This window comes from Streptomyces sp. NPDC059355, from assembly GCF_042752335.1.
In the GTDB taxonomy this organism is placed as follows: domain Bacteria; phylum Actinomycetota; class Actinomycetes; order Streptomycetales; family Streptomycetaceae; genus Streptomyces.
This window is the reverse complement of record NZ_JBHYXN010000010.1, coordinates 154,371-169,400: the sequence shown is the minus strand read 5'-3', so window position 1 is coordinate 169,400 and position 15,030 is coordinate 154,371. Positions and strand designations below refer to the sequence as shown.

The 15,030-nt window shown below is 73.8% G+C and carries 12 protein-coding genes and 1 pseudogene; 8 read left to right on the top strand and 5 right to left on the bottom strand.

The features are described from left to right. Positions 1 to 141 precede the first annotated feature (141 nt). Positions 142 to 1,101: an alpha/beta hydrolase gene (locus tag ACFXGI_RS12865; protein WP_384705437.1), complete on the top strand. Its 960-nt coding sequence runs from the start codon at positions 142 to 144 to the stop codon at positions 1,099 to 1,101. Positions 1,102 to 1,213: 112 nt separating this feature from the next. Here ACFXGI_RS12865 and ACFXGI_RS12860 read toward each other — a convergent pair whose 3' ends face one another. The 3 genes from ACFXGI_RS12860 to ACFXGI_RS12850 form a co-directional block, all read right to left on the bottom strand. After that, positions 1,214 to 2,833, bottom strand: coding sequence for a carboxylesterase/lipase family protein (locus ACFXGI_RS12860; RefSeq protein ID WP_384705436.1), 1,620 nt, complete (start codon positions 2,831 to 2,833; stop codon positions 1,214 to 1,216). Next, positions 2,830 to 3,756 carry a 5'/3'-nucleotidase SurE gene (surE, locus tag ACFXGI_RS12855; protein WP_384705435.1) on the bottom strand — a complete coding sequence of 309 codons (927 nt, stop codon included), beginning with the start codon at positions 3,754 to 3,756 and terminating at the stop codon, positions 2,830 to 2,832. Before surE ends, ACFXGI_RS12860 begins: the two co-directional genes overlap by 4 nt. Positions 3,757 to 3,949: 193 nt before the next feature. Next, positions 3,950 to 5,197 carry an MFS transporter gene (locus tag ACFXGI_RS12850; RefSeq protein WP_384705434.1) on the bottom strand — a complete coding sequence of 416 codons (1,248 nt, stop codon included), beginning with the start codon at positions 5,195 to 5,197 and terminating at the stop codon, positions 3,950 to 3,952. A 703-nt stretch (positions 5,198 to 5,900) separates the two neighbouring features. Between ACFXGI_RS12850 and ACFXGI_RS12845 the strand changes: the two genes are divergently transcribed. The 4 genes from ACFXGI_RS12845 to ACFXGI_RS12830 all read left to right on the top strand — a co-directional run bounded on the left by ACFXGI_RS12845 (position 5,901) and on the right by ACFXGI_RS12830 (position 10,029). Further along, complete coding sequence (locus ACFXGI_RS12845) at positions 5,901 to 6,632, top strand: phosphatase PAP2 family protein (protein ID WP_384705433.1); 732 nt, start codon at positions 5,901 to 5,903, stop codon at positions 6,630 to 6,632. 127 nt (positions 6,633 to 6,759) lie between these two features. Continuing rightward, positions 6,760 to 8,301 (top strand): carboxylesterase/lipase family protein, encoded by a 1,542-nt coding sequence (locus tag ACFXGI_RS12840; protein ID WP_384705432.1) that lies wholly within the window; start codon positions 6,760 to 6,762, stop codon positions 8,299 to 8,301. 59 nt (positions 8,302 to 8,360) lie between these two features. Then, positions 8,361 to 9,392, top strand: coding sequence for a LacI family DNA-binding transcriptional regulator (locus ACFXGI_RS12835; RefSeq protein ID WP_384705431.1), 1,032 nt, complete (start codon positions 8,361 to 8,363; stop codon positions 9,390 to 9,392). Positions 9,393 to 9,540: 148 nt separating this feature from the next. Beyond that, positions 9,541 to 10,029, top strand: a complete 489-nt coding sequence (locus tag ACFXGI_RS12830; protein ID WP_384705430.1) for a hypothetical protein — start codon at positions 9,541 to 9,543, stop codon at positions 10,027 to 10,029. Between the two features lie 32 nt (positions 10,030 to 10,061). On the opposite strand, the gene ACFXGI_RS12825 is transcribed toward ACFXGI_RS12830, so the two are convergent. After that, positions 10,062 to 10,769, bottom strand: coding sequence for a phosphatase PAP2 family protein (locus tag ACFXGI_RS12825; RefSeq protein WP_384705429.1), 708 nt, complete (start codon positions 10,767 to 10,769; stop codon positions 10,062 to 10,064). A gap of 78 nt (positions 10,770 to 10,847) precedes the next feature. Then, the gene (locus tag ACFXGI_RS12820) at positions 10,848 to 11,810 is read right to left on the bottom strand and encodes an alpha/beta hydrolase fold domain-containing protein (RefSeq protein WP_384705428.1); all 963 of its coding nucleotides are present in this window, start codon (positions 11,808 to 11,810) and stop codon (positions 10,848 to 10,850) included. A gap of 244 nt (positions 11,811 to 12,054) precedes the next feature. Here ACFXGI_RS12820 and ACFXGI_RS12815 point away from each other — a divergent pair, with 244 nt between their 5' ends. The 3 genes and pseudogenes from ACFXGI_RS12815 (at position 12,055) to ACFXGI_RS12805 (ending at position 14,996) form a co-directional block, all read left to right on the top strand. Further along, complete coding sequence (locus ACFXGI_RS12815) at positions 12,055 to 12,594, top strand: ATP-binding protein (protein ID WP_384705427.1); 540 nt, start codon at positions 12,055 to 12,057, stop codon at positions 12,592 to 12,594. 182 nt (positions 12,595 to 12,776) lie between these two features. Continuing rightward, a pseudogene (locus tag ACFXGI_RS12810) lies at positions 12,777 to 14,393 on the top strand (AMP-binding protein); the annotation flags it as partial. A gap of 171 nt (positions 14,394 to 14,564) precedes the next feature. Beyond that, positions 14,565 to 14,996 (top strand): thioesterase family protein, encoded by a 432-nt coding sequence (locus ACFXGI_RS12805; protein WP_234435532.1) that lies wholly within the window; start codon positions 14,565 to 14,567, stop codon positions 14,994 to 14,996. The last annotated feature ends 34 nt before the right edge of the window (positions 14,997 to 15,030 follow it).

The following is a 15,030-nucleotide window of genomic DNA, read 5'->3' as shown; positions in this document are numbered from 1 at the left end:
CACTGGAAATGCTGCGCCGCCGGGCCTGACCGCGCCACACGCCGTGGTGTGACCGGCTCCCGGCCGGGCGTGGTGGTCGGTGTGATCCTGGAGGGCGAACCGGAATGATCCGTGACGGACCATACGAGGAGAACCCCGATCGTGACGAACCAGCCCGTACTCGAACCCGCCGCCCAGGCGTTCGCCGACGCCACCGCCAAGCCGCCGTTCCTGTACGAGCTTCCCATCGAGGACGCCCGCAAGGCGCTGGACGACCTCCAGAGCGGCGACGGCGTCACCCTGCCCGCCGTCGACGAGGAGTGGGTCACCGTGCCGGGCGGCCCGACCGGCGAGGTCCGGGCCCGCATCCTGCGCCCGCGCGGAGCCACCGGCCCGCTCCCCGTGGTGCTGTACATCCACGGCGCGGGCTGGGTCTTCGGCGACGCCCGGACCCACGACCGGCTCGTGCGCGAGCTGGCCGTGGGGACCGGCGCGGCCGTGGTCTTCCCCGAGTACGACCTGTCGCCCGAGGCCCGCTACCCCGTCGCCATCGAGCAGAACTACGCCGTCGCCCGGTGGGTCGTCCGCGAGGGCGGCGGCAAGGACCTCGACGGCAGCCGCCTCGCCGTCGCGGGCGACTCCGTCGGCGGCAACATGAGCGCCGCCCTCACCCTGATGGCCCAACAGCGCGGCGATGTCCGCCTCAGCCACCAGGTGCTCTTCTACCCGGTCACCGACGCCGCCTTCGACACCGACTCCTACCGGCAGTTCGCCACCGACCACTACCTGCGCCGCGAGGGCATGCAGTGGTTCTGGGACCAGTACACGACCGACGCGGCGCAGCGCGCCGAGATCACCGCTTCCCCGCTGCGCGCCACCACCGAACAGCTCACCGGGCTGCCGCCCGCCCTCGTGATCACCGCCGAGGCCGACGTCCTGCGCGACGAGGGCGAGGCGTACGCCGCCAAGCTGCGCGGGGCCGGAGTCCCGGTCACCGCGCTGCGCGTCCAGGGGACCATCCACGACTTCGTCATGCTGAACGCGCTGCGCGAGACCCGGGCCGCGGGTCTCGCCATCGGCCTCGCGATCGACACGCTGCGCACGGCCCTGGCCCGGCCCTGACCGCTCACGGCGGACCGCTCGACGCCGCCCGCCCGCCCGCCGTACCCGGATACGGCGGTGGGGCCACGCCCCGGGATCGCGGGGATCCCGGGGCGTGGCCGCGGCCGGCCGGTCAGAGGGACCTGGGCGGCCGGGTCCGCCAGAACGCGCACTGGTGGTCCGACCCGAACGAGGTGCCCGTCCGCGTCGCCGCGGGGTTCAGGGTGAGGACCGTGGCCCCGGACCTGGCCGGCGGCCACGCCGTCTGCCCCGGCACCACGGGGGCTCCGTAGCGCGCGAACGCCCCCCAGTAGCGCTTCATCCGCGTCGCGAGCGAGACCTGATCAACCGTCAGCGGGCGCTCGCCCATGGTGAAGTCGTGCAGGTACGCCAGCTCCGCGCTGTGCGCGTTCGACTCGTCGAGGCCGGGTACCTGCGCCCCGTACAGCGTCGGCGAGTTCGGATCGTCGAACTCGTATACGTACGTGGGGACTTGAGCGGCAAACAGCTGCGCCGTCCAGGCCGTCTGGCATGCGAACGTCGAATCCGTCGTGACCGCCGACAGCGCCAGGTACGGAGATCCGTACGCCGACACCGGGTACCGGGCGAGCACCTCCGGCCCGGCGGCCCCGTACCCCGCCAGGACCTGCGCGGTGTACTGCTCCTGAGTCAGGTACGGCTGCGTCAGCGCCACGAACAGGCGCGCCTCCGACCGGGTGCTCCCGATCATCACCGGCACCTTGTTCCAGTTCCCGCTCCCGATGGCCGTCGCCGGATCGACCGGCAGCAGCCCGTCACCGGACGCCGGACCCGAGGTGGGCACCGTACGGGCCGCCTCGACCAGCGCCGCACCGGAAGCGGCACGCAGGCACGCCGCCAGTGCGCCCGGATCCGTACAGCCCGCGCCCGCGGCGAAGGCCCGCGCCTCGGACTCGGCCCGCGCGCCGTCCGGCGTACGCAGCAGGGTGCACGGACCGCTCTGCAGCACGGCCCGGTGGAACAGGCCGGCCGCGGAAGGCGCGGCGAGCAGCGCGCAGACGGAACCGCTGCCGGCCGACTGCCCGGAGACCGTGACGTTCCCGGGGTTCCCGCCGAACGCGGCGATGTTCTCCCGCGTCCAGCGCAGCGCGGCCGTCTGGTCCATCAGCCCGAAGGAACCGGAGCGCTGCGCGTTCTGGCCGGTGATCTCGGGCAGCCCGAGGTAACCGAGCTGCCCCAGACGGTAGTTGATGCTGACGACGACGCTGCCGGTGAGTTCGGCCATGGTGCCCCCGCCGAACTGCGCGCCCGTGCCCTGGCTGTACGCGCCCCCGTGCAGCCACACGATCACCGGCAGCCGGGCTCCGGCCCGGGCCGTACGGGGCCGGTACACGTCGAGGTACAGGCAGTCCTCGCTGACGGCCGCCGGATCGCGCAGCCCGAACGGCGAGAACTGCAGGCAGGCCGGGGCCTGTCCGACCGCCTCGCGGACCCCGCTCCAGCGGCTGGGCGCCCGAGGCGGGCGCAGCCGGGCGGCCCCGACCGGGGGAGCGGCGTAGGGGACACCGAGGAACTCCTGGGCGCCGGACCCCTCGACGGGCCGCCCCCGCAGCACGCCCTGCCCGACGGTGACCTGCGGGCGCGGGGATCCGCCCGATCCGCCGGACGCAGTCCCCGTGGCCGCCGCGGCGGGGAGCGCCGAGGCGATCAGGGCCGCCACCGCGCAGGCGGCGGCGAGCAGTGACCGTACCGCGCCCGTGCGCGGTCGGCTCACGGGCGGACCCCCGCCACCAGAGCCGCGGTGACGGCGAACTCGGCCGGTCCGGCGTTCCAGTCGGCGTTCATCGGGCTGATGGCGATCTTGTTCGCGTTCACCGCCTCCACGTCACCGCCCTTGGCGGCCGGCTGCGGGCGGAACCGCACGTCCACCTTCCAGGTGCCGTCCCCGGAGTCGGTGAAGTCCGGCTGGAGCGGCGCCTGCGGGTCCTGGAAGGTCGCGGCCACACCGGCGGCGGTGCCCTTGCCGTCCGCGCCGACGACCGGGTGGTTGACGTTCAGGCCGACGCCCTTGGGCAGCAGCGGTCCGGACCTCGCCCGTGTGCGCAGGCGGTCGATCAGCTTGACCGCGAAGTCCATGGTGGGACCCATCGCGTTGACCGTCGCGGTGGGGTCGGGAACGGCCAGGCCGCCGGTGCTCAGGGCGATGGCCGGGACACCGCTCTCGAGGGCGGCGACGGCGCCGCCGACCGTACCGGAATGGGTGGCGAGACCGGCGACGTTCGGGCCGAAGTTGGTGCCGGAGACCACCAGGTCGGGGGCGTGCCCCTCGAAGACCTCGGAGAGGCCGAACAGCACGGAGTCGCCGGGAGTGCCGTCGACGGCCCACACCTTCGGCTCGGGGTGCTTCACCGCGATGGTGGGGGCGCTCATCGTCTTCGTGCCGGTGCCGCTCTGGTTGGTGAGCGGGGCCACGATGGTGACGTCGTAACCGGCGGCGGTCAGCCGCTCGAACGCCTTGCGGATGCCGGGTGCGTTGTACCCGTCGTCGTTCGTGAGCAGGATGCGCAGCGGGGCCGCGGGAGTTGCCGCGGTCGGTGCGGGCGCGGTCAGCGGCGAGGCGACCGCGGGGGCCGTACCCGCGAGGGCGGCCGTGCACAGGATGAGCACGGTCGGCGGCAGGACTCGCTTGCGTCTCACAGAGGGCTCCTTGGAGAAGGGAGGGAAGGAGGCGAAATGCGCTGGGGTGCGGTGAGGGTGCGGTGGGTGGGGACCGGCGGGCGCACGACCCTCGGCATGCGCCCGCCGGAGTCGGGGGCCGGGCCGCCGCGGTGCGGGAAGCGGCGGCCCGGACGGGGGATCGGCGGGTGGTCGGCGGGTGACCGGAGGACGGTCAGCGCACGCTGCGGATCGGGAGGATCGCGAGGGCGCCGACCAGCGAGAGGGCTCCGCCGACGAGGAAGAGCGGGGTGTATCCGCCGAGGGTGGTCACGACGGCCGAGGCGACGAACGGGGCGATGATCTGCGGCCCGGCGTTCGCGATGTTGAGGACGCCCATGTCGCGGGCGGCGTCCTCGGCCCGGGGCAGGACCAGCGTGACGAGCGCGGTGTCGACGGCCATGAAGCAGCCGAAGGCAAGCCCGTTGAGCGCGCTGAAGACGAGCATGCCGGTCCAGGTGGGGCTGATCACGGGGACCACCATGACGAGCCCGGCGAGCGCGGCCGAGACGCCGACGAACACCTTGCGGCGGTCCCACCGGTCGGACAGCATCCCGCCCACCACGGTCGAGAGTGCCATCGCGACCATCGACACGGGGGTCAGCACCGCCATCGCGCCGGGCGGGGTCAGCCCGCCGGGCAGGCTGATGTGGTCGTCCAGGATGTACAGCTGGTAGCCGACGACGGAGAAGTATCCGAGGACCATCAGGGCCCGGCCGATGAACGCCCACCGGAAGTCGTGGTTCGCCAACGCGGAGAGGAACGCCGCCAGTTGGGCCCGCTTCGAGACGGCGGCCGGGGCGGGGCCGGTGCGCGGCACGTCCCGGCACAGGGTGGTGAGCAGCAGTGCGGAGACGGCGACGATCGCGCCGAAGACCAGGTACCCGGTGGTGAGGTGCTCCGCGGTCGCGGAGGCGATCAGCACCCCGACCGTGCCGCCGATCGGCAGGCCCAGCCCGACCAGCGCGGACGCGGTACCGCGACGGGCGACGGGCACGCGGTCGGGGACGATCGCGGTGACCGCGGCCTGGTAGACGTTCATGGTCGCCTGCACGAGGCACCAGCCGATGCCGACGAGCAGGGCGGTGGTCGCGTACCCGACGAGGGCCAGGGCGGCGAGGGAGGCGAAGGCGCCGCCGAGGATCCAGGGGTTGCGGCGGCCGCTGCGGTCGGAGAGGGCGCCGGCGATCGGGTTGAAGGCGGTCGCGAAGACCGCGCTGATCCCGCCGATCACACCGAGTACGGCGACCTTGTGGGCGGGGTCGATCTGCGCGACCTGGGTGGGCAGCAGGATCGACCCGACGCCCATGTAGACCGCCAGCAGAGCGGAGTTCGCGACCAGCAGCAGGGGCAGGAGCGCACGCTGGCGGGGAGGTTCCGCATCCGCCTGGGCGGGCGGGTCGATGGTTTCGTTCTGGGCCATGACGACTCCTCGGGGGACGGAGCGAGAAGGGGGGAGCGGAGGTGCGGCGCGGGAGAGGGGCGCAACCTGCGGGTGTGGCGGGTGTGGCGGGTGTGGCGGCGCCCCGGGGGTGGCCCGGCGGGCGATCGCAGTTCGTTCACGTGATGTTGTTACACGTGTCACCTTCGGCGCTTGGACACTGTGTAGCACCCATTCGGGAGCCCCGCTAGAGGTTGAGGTGGGGTGGTGTGCTGATCGTGATCGAGGTGAGGTTCTTGCTGCGAGGACGTGTAACCACTCCCTCAAGGCCACTGAGCAGGGCTGTTGTGTCCGAAATCCCTCTTGTGCTTGTGGCGATGGTCACCGATCCGCAATACTCCGTGCCGCGTCGCGTCGACTCCCCGCGCCGCTCACCGGAAGACCCCGCGGCCGGCTGCCCGGTACCCCGAATCCCCGGTCTCCTGCGTCACCTCCCGGTCCGCCGGTCCGCTGCCCGGTCCGCGGGCCTCCAGCCCGCACCCCTGGGCCCCGATCCCCGTTTCGCAGGCCCTGATCCCCGATCCCGGTTTCCCGTGCCCTGGTCCGCGGCCCCGTTTCTCAGGCCCCGATCCCCGCTGTCGGGCCCGGCCCCCGCTCCAGCCCCCCGAAGCCCCGACCCCGCTCCGTGCCTGCCTGCTCCCCGCGTGCCCCCACCGCCCGGGGAGACCACCGTGAAAGGCCCGTCATGCCACGTCCCTCCGCCGTGCCCCCGCCCGCGCACCGCGCTTCCCGTTCCCTGATCCCCGCTCGCCGGCATCACCTCCCGGCGCCCCCGCCCCGCCACTCGGTCGCCGTCGGGGCCGCCCTCCTCCTCTGCGCGCTGTTGATCGGCTTCGTGATCGCCGTCGCCGAACGGCCCTCCTTCCAGGGGCTCGACGACCGCTGGGCCGCGTCCCTGCACAGCTCGCGCGGCGACGTGTTCTCCGGATTCGCGGGCGTCCTCGACCGGCTCGGCGGCCCGCTCGGCACGGTCCTCCCGCTCGGCCTGATCGGCTGCCTCTGCGTCTACGGGCGCTGGCGGTCGGGGCTGTTCGCCTTCACCGCCGGCATCGTGACGAACGTCCTCGTCGTGCTCCCGCTCAAGCAGTTCGTCGACCGTCCCCGGCCGCCGCATCCGTGGGTCCTGGTCACCGACGGCTCGTTCCCCTCCGGTCAGGTGTTCAGTGCCGTGACGCTGGTGTTCGTGGCCGGCGTCCTGGTGTTCCCCCCGCGGGCCCGACGCTGGTGGTGGCTCTTCGCGGTGCTGTACGTCGTCACCATGATGTTCAGCCGGACCTGGCTGCACGCCCAGTGGCTCAGCGACACCGTCGCCGGGGCGCTGGCCGGCGCAGGCAGCTGCATGCTGCTGTGGAGGGCGTTCGAGCCGCTGCTGAGGATCGAGGCCGAACGGATGGCGGCCGACAGTCTGTGGCTGTGAGTGCCGGAGGCCATCATGGATATCGAGAATCATTGACGGTCGTCCAATATTCGCCATAGTCTCGTGACCGGGGCCGGCGCGCGTCCACCGCAGCCGCCGGCCCCCGGAACGACGAAGGAAGGGCCCCATGGCACACACCGAGCACCGCACTCCGCCGCCCGTGGTCGAAGTCGACCTCCCCGCAGGGCGACTGCGCGGGGCGCTCGAAGACGGGCTCTCCGTCTTCCGGGCCGTCCCGTACGCCGCGCCCCCGGTCGGCGACCTGCGCTGGCGGCCCGCCCGCCCGCACCCCGGCTGGAGCGGTACCCGCGACGCGAGCACCGACGGCCCCAGCGCCCCGCAGATGTACACGGAAGGCGGGGACCCGGTCCTCGGCGGCCACGGGTCACCCCCCTTCGACGAGGACTGCCTCACGCTCAACGTCTGGACGCCCGGGGCGGACGACGCCCGCCGGCCGGTGCTGCTGTGGATCCACGGCGGCGGCTTCGTGTCCGGATCGGGCTCGCTGCCCGGCTATGGCGGCGCGACCTTCGCGCGCGACGGCGACCTGGTGTTCGTCGGCATCAACTACCGCATCGGGCCGCTCGGCTACTTCTCCCCGGACGAGGACGACGAGGCGGCCAACCCCTGGCTCTCCGACCAGCTCGCCGCCCTGCAATGGGTGCGGGAGAACATCGCCTCCTTCGGCGGCGACCCCGACAACATCACGGTCGCCGGCCAGTCCGGCGGCGCCGTCTCCACCGCCGCCCTTGCCGGACACCCCCGGGCCGCAGGGCTGATCCGCCGGGTGATCCTGCAGAGCCCGCCCTTCGGGCTGGACCTCCCCGACCCCGACGCCTACCGGCAGCGCACCGCCGCCTTCCGCGAGCTGGCCGGCGCCGAGACGGCGGAGGGGCTGCGCGCCCTGCCCTGGCCGGCCCTGATCGGCGCGACCGGCGGCCTCTTCGCCCGTACGATGCGCTGGGGCTACTGGCCGACGCCGTTCCTGCCCGTCGTCGACGGGGTCACCCTCGGGCGCCACCCGGTCGAGGCCCTGCTGCACGGGGCCGCGGCCGTCGTCGACGTCATGATCGGCTGGACCCGCGAGGAGGTCAACTTCGGCTTCGGCCTCGACGAGGGGTACGCGGCCGCCACCAGGGAGCAGGTGACCGGCCGGATCGCCGAGACCTTCGGGGCCGAGGCCGCACCGGCGGTCTACGCCGCGTACGAGGCGGCCCGCGCCGGCGCCCGCCCGGCCGACGTCCTCATGGACCTGATCACGGACGAACTCTTCCGCGTCCCCTCCGTCGCGCTGGCCGAGGCCCGCGCCGAATCGGAGCACCCCGTGTGGGCCTACCAGTTCGACCTCCAGGCGGCGGCCTACGAGGGCCGGCTCGGCGCCGCGCACTGCCTCGAACTCCCCTTCGTCTTCGACAACTTCGAGCAGTGGTCGCACGCGCCCTTCCTCGCCGGGCTCGCGCCCGCGGTACGCGACGGCCTCGCCCGCACCATGCACCGGGCGTGGATCGCGTTCGTCCGCACCGGGGACCCCAACCACCCGGGCATGCCGCAGTGGCCGCAGTACGACGCGAAGACGCGGACCACGATGCGCTTCGACTCGGCCGTCACCGCCCTCGACGACCTCGCCGGAGCCTCGCGCCGCCTGCACGAAGCCCGCGGGGTCCAATGATCTAACTCGTGTAACCTGGGGAGAAAGGTGGACGGTCTACCCGAGGAGCACCGAGGACCATGCCCAGGGAGCCCAAGGCCGGCGTGACGAGCAGCCCCGCGTCACCGGTGTCGATCACCAGCGCGGATGTCGCCCGGCTGGCCGGGGTGTCACGCGCCACCGTGTCGTTCGTGCTGAACGACACCCCCGGCCACCGCGTCAGCGCCGCCACCCGTACGCGGGTGCTCGACGCGGCCCGGCAGCTCGGCTACGTACCGCACGCCGCGGCCCGGTCCCTGCGCGCCGGGCGCAGCAACCTCGTCCTGATGCCCGCCTCGATCTCCGCGATCGGCCGCCTCGTCAGCGACTGGGTCGACGACCTGCACAGCGAGCTCGACCGGCACGGCTACACGGCCGTCCTGCACGCGGGCCGCTTCGAGGATCCCCTCGACGCGGCCCGCGCCTGGGCCGAGCTGCGCCCGGCCGCCGTCATCGCCCTCGACGGCGACCGCTTCACCCCCCAGGCCGCCGAACTGCTGAGCCGCGCCGGGGTGCGCGGCCTGCTGGCGTTCGCCGCCCGCCCGGTGGCGGGCGTCCACACCATCGGCTTCGACCACGCCGACATCGGCGCCACCGCCGCCGAGCACCTCATCGCCCGGGGCCGGAAGCGGATCGGCGTGGTCCTGCCCCAGGAACGCGGTCTCGGCACCCTCGCCCGCCCGCGCCTCGCGGGGGCCGAGTCGGTCGCCGCCCGGCACATGGCGACGGTGACCCCGGTGGAGCTCGCGTACACCCGGGAGTCCGCGACCACCCTCGCCCGGCGCTGGCCGAGCCTGGGCCTGGACGCCGTCTTCGCGTACAACGACGAGTACGCGACGCTGCTGCTGCACGCCCTCCAGGCCGAGGGCATCGCGGTACCGGACGAGGTCGCGATCGTCGGCTCCGACGACCTGGTCCTCTCCGCCCTCCAGCAGCCGGCCCTCACCACGGTCCGCCTGGACCTGCCCTCGCCGACGCGCGTCGCCGACGCCCTGCACGAGCTGATCGAGACGGGGACGACGCCCCCGGTCCCCGCCGTAGAGGCGCTCCTCGTCCACCGCGACACCTCCTGACGGACCCGCGTGCCCGCCGTCGGCGCGGCACGGGACGCCGTCGGGGCGGGTTCCGGGTGACGCCGGGTAGGCCGTCCCGGCGCGGGCGGGGCCGTCTCAGGGCGTGTAAGGCCCGCCGCGCCCGGACCCGCTGCCACCCTCGTGGTCCATGGATGTCAGTACTTTCTACGCCCTCTTCTCCGCCACCTGCTTCACTCTGGTCGGCCTGTGGTGGAACGTCGTCCAGAGCCATGCGGCCTGGATGAGCGACCCCTCCCCGCGGCGCGTCGTCGGCGGGATCTACCTCTCGTTCCTGCTGCCCGCCCTGATGGGTCTCTTCGCGCAGGTCGGCGGCACCGAGCAGCCGCAGGTCTGGCGGGCGGCCTTCGTCGCCCTCTCCGCGGTCGGCTGCGTGTGCACCCTGCGGCTGCTGGCCCGCGCCCGGGGCGACCGTTTCGTCACCTGGCAGCAGGCCGGCGCCGCACTGCTCTACGCCCTCATCGCCGTCGTCGGCGCCCGTCCCGAACTCGCCGGCCACGTCGGCCTGCGCCCCATCCAGGCCGAAGCCCTGCTGCTGATCGGACTGATCGTCCTGGGGCACGCCCTGGTCTGGCGGTTCATGGCCGGAGAAGGGCGCGCCAGGAGCGAGACGGCCTGAGGGCCTGAGGGCCTGAGGGCCTGTCCGGCGGATCAGGTTCGGGGCCGCGGCATGCGGTCGTGTTCCCGGGCGAGGGCGGGGGAGAAGGCCCACCACGCCAGCAGTGCGGCCCCGGCGCCTGCCGCCGCTCCCGCCACCGTGTCGCTGAGCCAGTGGGCGTGCAGCCAGGTGCGGCTCCACATCATGGCCAGCGTGAACACCGTGCCGCCGACCCACCATGCCCGCCGCCGGGCGGCCGGGACCAGCAGGACGCCGACCAGGACGACGAGCAGGGCCGCCCCCGCCGCATGGCCCGACGGGAAAGAGCCGTGGTCGACGCGGACCATCGGGTCCGCCGGGCGCGGGCGGTCCACCAGGTGCTTGAGCCCCTGCACCACCAGCATGCTGCCCACCAGGTAGACCCCGAGCAGGAAGCCGGCCGAGACCCAGCGCCTGCGGACGAGCAGGAAGACCAGCAGCGAGAGCGGTACGACGACGCCCAACGGGCCGCCGAACCAGTTGAGGACGGCCGCGACGGCCGCGGGGAACCCGTCGTGCGGGCCGCCCATCCAGTCCAGCCACCGTTCGTCGGCGCCCTGGAACGGCGGGTTCACGACGTCCGCGCGGACGGTGAGGGCCAGTGCCGCGGCCGAGCCGAGCAACAGCACGGCCAGGAGCAGGGTGCCGGGCCGGCGGCGCGGGTCCGCCGCCTGCGGCCCGCCCGCGGCGGCACGCGGCGGAGTGAGTGTGTGCCGGGACATGACTGCCTTTCGACGTACGCGTGGGGGCGCGGCCGGACCGCGCCCCCACGAGGGACACCAGCGGGATCGGGGTGGGGCTCAGGCCCCCGCACCCAGGTGGCGGGCCAGGAACGCCACGCTCTGCGCGACGATCGCGGGGATGTCGGGGGAGCCGAGGAAGATGTGGTCGGCGTCCGCCACCGGCTGGAGCGTCACCTCGCCCCCCGCGCCCGTCAGCGCCTCCGCCAGGGTCTCGCTCTGGCTGTACGGGACGAGCCCGTCCGCGGTCCCGTGCACCAGCAGGAACGGCGGGGGGTTCGAGCCGGGGACGGCGTACGTGACCGGGCTCGCGACCCGGGCCGGCTCCGCCTGCTCGGCCGCGGGAACGCCCAGCAGGGCGTCGTACGGGTTCGGGAACTCGGCGCCGGTCGGCATCGGCAGCGGGTGCGCGGCCAGGGCGGGCAGGTCGTGGACCCCGTACCAGTCGACGACGGCCAGGACGCCGGTGTCGCCGGAGCCGACCCCGTGGGAGCCCTCCAGCGCCGCCAGGGTCTCGGCGTCGGTGCCGCCGGGGCGGACGAGGCCGGCGAGCGCGGCCAGGTGACCGCCCGCCGATTCGCCCCAGACGCCGATCCGTTCCGGGTCGATGCCGAGGGTCGGGGCGAACTGCCGCACGTAGCGGATCGCGGCCTTCACGTCGTGCAGCTGCGCCGGGAAGGGGGCTTCGAGGCTGTGCCGGTAGTCGACGGAGACGAGGGCCAGCCCCGCGCCGAGGACCGCACCGTGCAGCAGGGCGGCGGGCACGGTCGGCGGCGGGTAGCGCCGGTCGCCGTCCAGCCAGCCGCCGCCGTGGATCCAGACGACCGCCGGGAAGGGGCCCTCGCCCGCCGGGAGCTGTACGTCGAGGAGGCGGGGGCGGTAGCCGGGGGTGGTCGCGTACGTGATCCCGTCGAAGCGGCGTATGCCGTCCGCGCCGGTCACGGGCGGGACGGGCCGCTGGTACGGCGGGGGCGGCCAGGTCATGTCGGCGATGTCGAACTCGGCCGGGGGAGATTGCGTCATCGAGCTCTTCCCAATTCGGTGTGCGGCCTCGGCGGCCGGCGGGTCCGGTGCGGGCGGCCCAGGCTTCGTAACGTTTTGTCCGAAATGCTTGCGCGGGCACCGGGGGAGGCTTAGCGTGTTACACGTGTAATCACAACTCTAGCGACGCATTTCCGCTGACCACAAGCCCACGGGGCATCTGAGTTTCCACGTAGTTACACGAGACACTCGCAGCGGCGTCGCCTTCCCTCTCCGGGAGCACGTCATGCTCACCACCGCCACCCTCCCCGTCGGGACAAGCGCCGCGGGCGCCTCCGCGAGTGCGTCGGCCCCCGGTGCCCCGGCGGGCACCCCGGCCTGGGGCGTCCCGATCGGGGGCGCCCCGACCGCGCTCCGCGTCCGGGCCTCCGCCCACTGGGTGGCGGAGCCCACCCCGGCCGCCGTCCCGCTGCTGCGAACCCGCGTTCGGGCCGTCCTGGCGGGCTGGCCGGTCCGCGCCGAGGTGGCGGACGTCCTGCTGCTGGCCGTGAGCGAGCTCGCCGGCAACGTCGTCCAGCACGCCGCCGCCGGTGGCCGGATGCGGATCGGGCTGGCCCTCGACGGGGGGTGGCTGCGGCTGGAGGTCGCCGATCAGGGTGTCCGGCCGCCCCGGCTGCCGAATCCCGCGGAGGAGGTCGACCCGGACTCCGAAAGCGGTCGCGGACTGCTGATCGTCCAGCTGCTCGCGGTCGAGGCGGGCGGTGAACTCCACGTCGTGGCAGGAGAGTTCGGCGCCTGTGCGTGCGTGCTCCTGCCCGTCGCCTGAACCTGTCCGCGCGTGCGCCGGAGCCTCCCGGAGCCGGTTCGGCAGGGGTCTGGCGAGGGTCTGGCGAGGGTCGGGCAGGGCTCCGGTGCGCATCCAGATATCGAGGAATGTTGACGGACGTAAAAATATCGAGATAACTTCCATGCATCTCCCCCGCTGCTCCCTGATTGAGGTGCCGCCCCATGGAGCTCTCCCCTTCCGCCCACGCCGACTCCTTCTGCAGAGACCGGCTGCCGGCCTTCCCCCTCTGGCCCGAACTCCACTTCGACCTTCCCGAACTGGACTACCCGGACCGCCTCAACTGCGCCGCACGCCTGCTCGACGAAGCCGTCGAGCGCTGGGGCCCCGACCGCCCGTGCCTCCTCACCCCGACCGAGCGCTGGACGTACGGCGAGCTCCAGCAGCGCGCCAACCAGGTCGCGCAGGTGCTCACCGAGGACTTCGGCCTCGTGCCCGGCAACCGCGTCCTGCTGCGAGCCCCCAACAACCCCTGGCTCGTGGCCGCCTGGTTCGGCGTCCTCAAGGCCGGTGGCGTCGCCGTCACCACGATGCCGCTGCTGCGCGCCGCCGAGCTCGTCGAGCTCGCCGAGATCAGCCGCCCGACCGTCGCCGTGTGCGACCACCGCTACGTCGACGAACTCGCCACCGCTGTCGCCCGGAGCCCCGAGGGCCTGCCGGTTCTCACGTACGGCGGCCCCGGCGTCATGGACCTGACCGCGCGCTGCGCGGCCAAGAGCGGCGTGTTCGCCGCCGTCCCCACCGCCGCGGACGACGTGGCGCTGATCGCCTTCACCTCCGGCACGACCGGGCGGCCCAAGGCGACCCTGCACTTCCACCGCGACGTCCTCGCCAACGCGGACACGTTCTCGCGGCACGTGCTCAAGCCCCGCCCCGACGACGTCTTCACGGGCACGCCGCCGCTCGCCTTCACCTTCGGGCTCGGCGGGCTCGTGGTCTTCCCGCTGCACGTCGGGGCCGCGACCCTGCTGATCGAGCAGGCGACCCCGGAGCAGCTGGCCGACCTGGTCGCCGCGCACGGTGTGACCGTCCTGTTCACGGCGCCCACCGCCTATCGCGCGATCATGGCGGCCGGTGCGGTGGGCCGACTGGCCGGGCTGCGCCGCTGCGTGTCCGCCGGTGAGGCGCTGCCCGCCGCCGTGTGGGAGGAGTTCCACGCCGCCACCGGGCTGCGCATCATCGATGGCATAGGCGCCACCGAGATGCTGCACGTCTTCATCTCCGCGGCCGACGGGGACATCCGGCCCGGAGCCACGGGCCGGCCCGTACCCGGGTTCCGCGCCGCGGTGGTGGACCGGTACGGCGATCCGGTCCCCGACGGGCAGCCCGGCCTGCTGGCGGTCACCGGTCCCACCGGCTGCCGCTACCTCGCCGATCCGCGCCAGACGGCGTACGTCAGGAACGGCTGGAACATCACCGGCGACACCTACGTCCGGGATGCGGACGGCTACTACTGGTACGTCGCCCGCAGCGACGACATGATCGTCTCCTCGGGGTACAACATCGCGGGCCCGGAGGTCGAGAAGGCCCTCGCCGCCCATCCGTACGTCGAGGAGTGCGGGGTCGTCGGCGCCCCCGACGAGCGGCGCGGCATGCTGGTCAAGGCGTACGTCGTGCTCGGCGCCGGGGTCCCGGCCGACGAGGCGACGGCCCGGGAGCTCCAGACCCACGTCAAGGGGGCCATCGCCCCGTACAAGTACCCCCGTGCCGTGGAGTTCGTCCCGCGGCTCCCGCGCACCGGCAACGGAAAGCTCCAGCGCGGCGAACTGCGCGAGTGGGCCCGGGCCTCCGCCTCGGCGCCGGCGCATCCGGCCCGGGCGCAGCACCCGCAACCCGTCGAAGCGCCCGCTCAGGCGCCGACCGAAGACACGGCCGAACCCGCCGCCGAACCCGCCGCCGAAGCCGGCTGCGCCGCCGGCTGCCCCGAGGCCCTCGTCCCGCACCTGCCCGGGGTGGTCATCGAGCGCCGCGTCGAATGGCCCGACACCGATGCCGCCGGGCACTACCACCACTCCACCGTCGTGCGGTGGGTCGAAGCGGCCGAGGCCGTGCTGCTGCGCCGCCTGGGTCTGGCGCACCTCTTCGGCAGCACCCCGCGCGTCCACTTCGAGGCCGACTACCGGGCCCGCCTGTGGTTCGGCGAGGCCGTGCGCATCGAGCTGAGCGTCGCCAAGGTCGGCTCCAGCTCCCTGACGTACGTGTTCACGGTCCAGGGCGAGGAGGGCGTCGAAGCCGCCACCGGGCGGATGGTCATCGCCCACTCCGCCGCCCGCGCGACCGGGACCACCCCCTGGCCCGCCGACGTACGCGAGGTGCTGACGAAATCGGGCCCGCAGGCGCCCGAGCTCTTCGCCCGCCCCACGAGAGATGTAGAGCATTGTTGACGGTCGCTAAATCCGCGCCATATGTTGTTCCGGA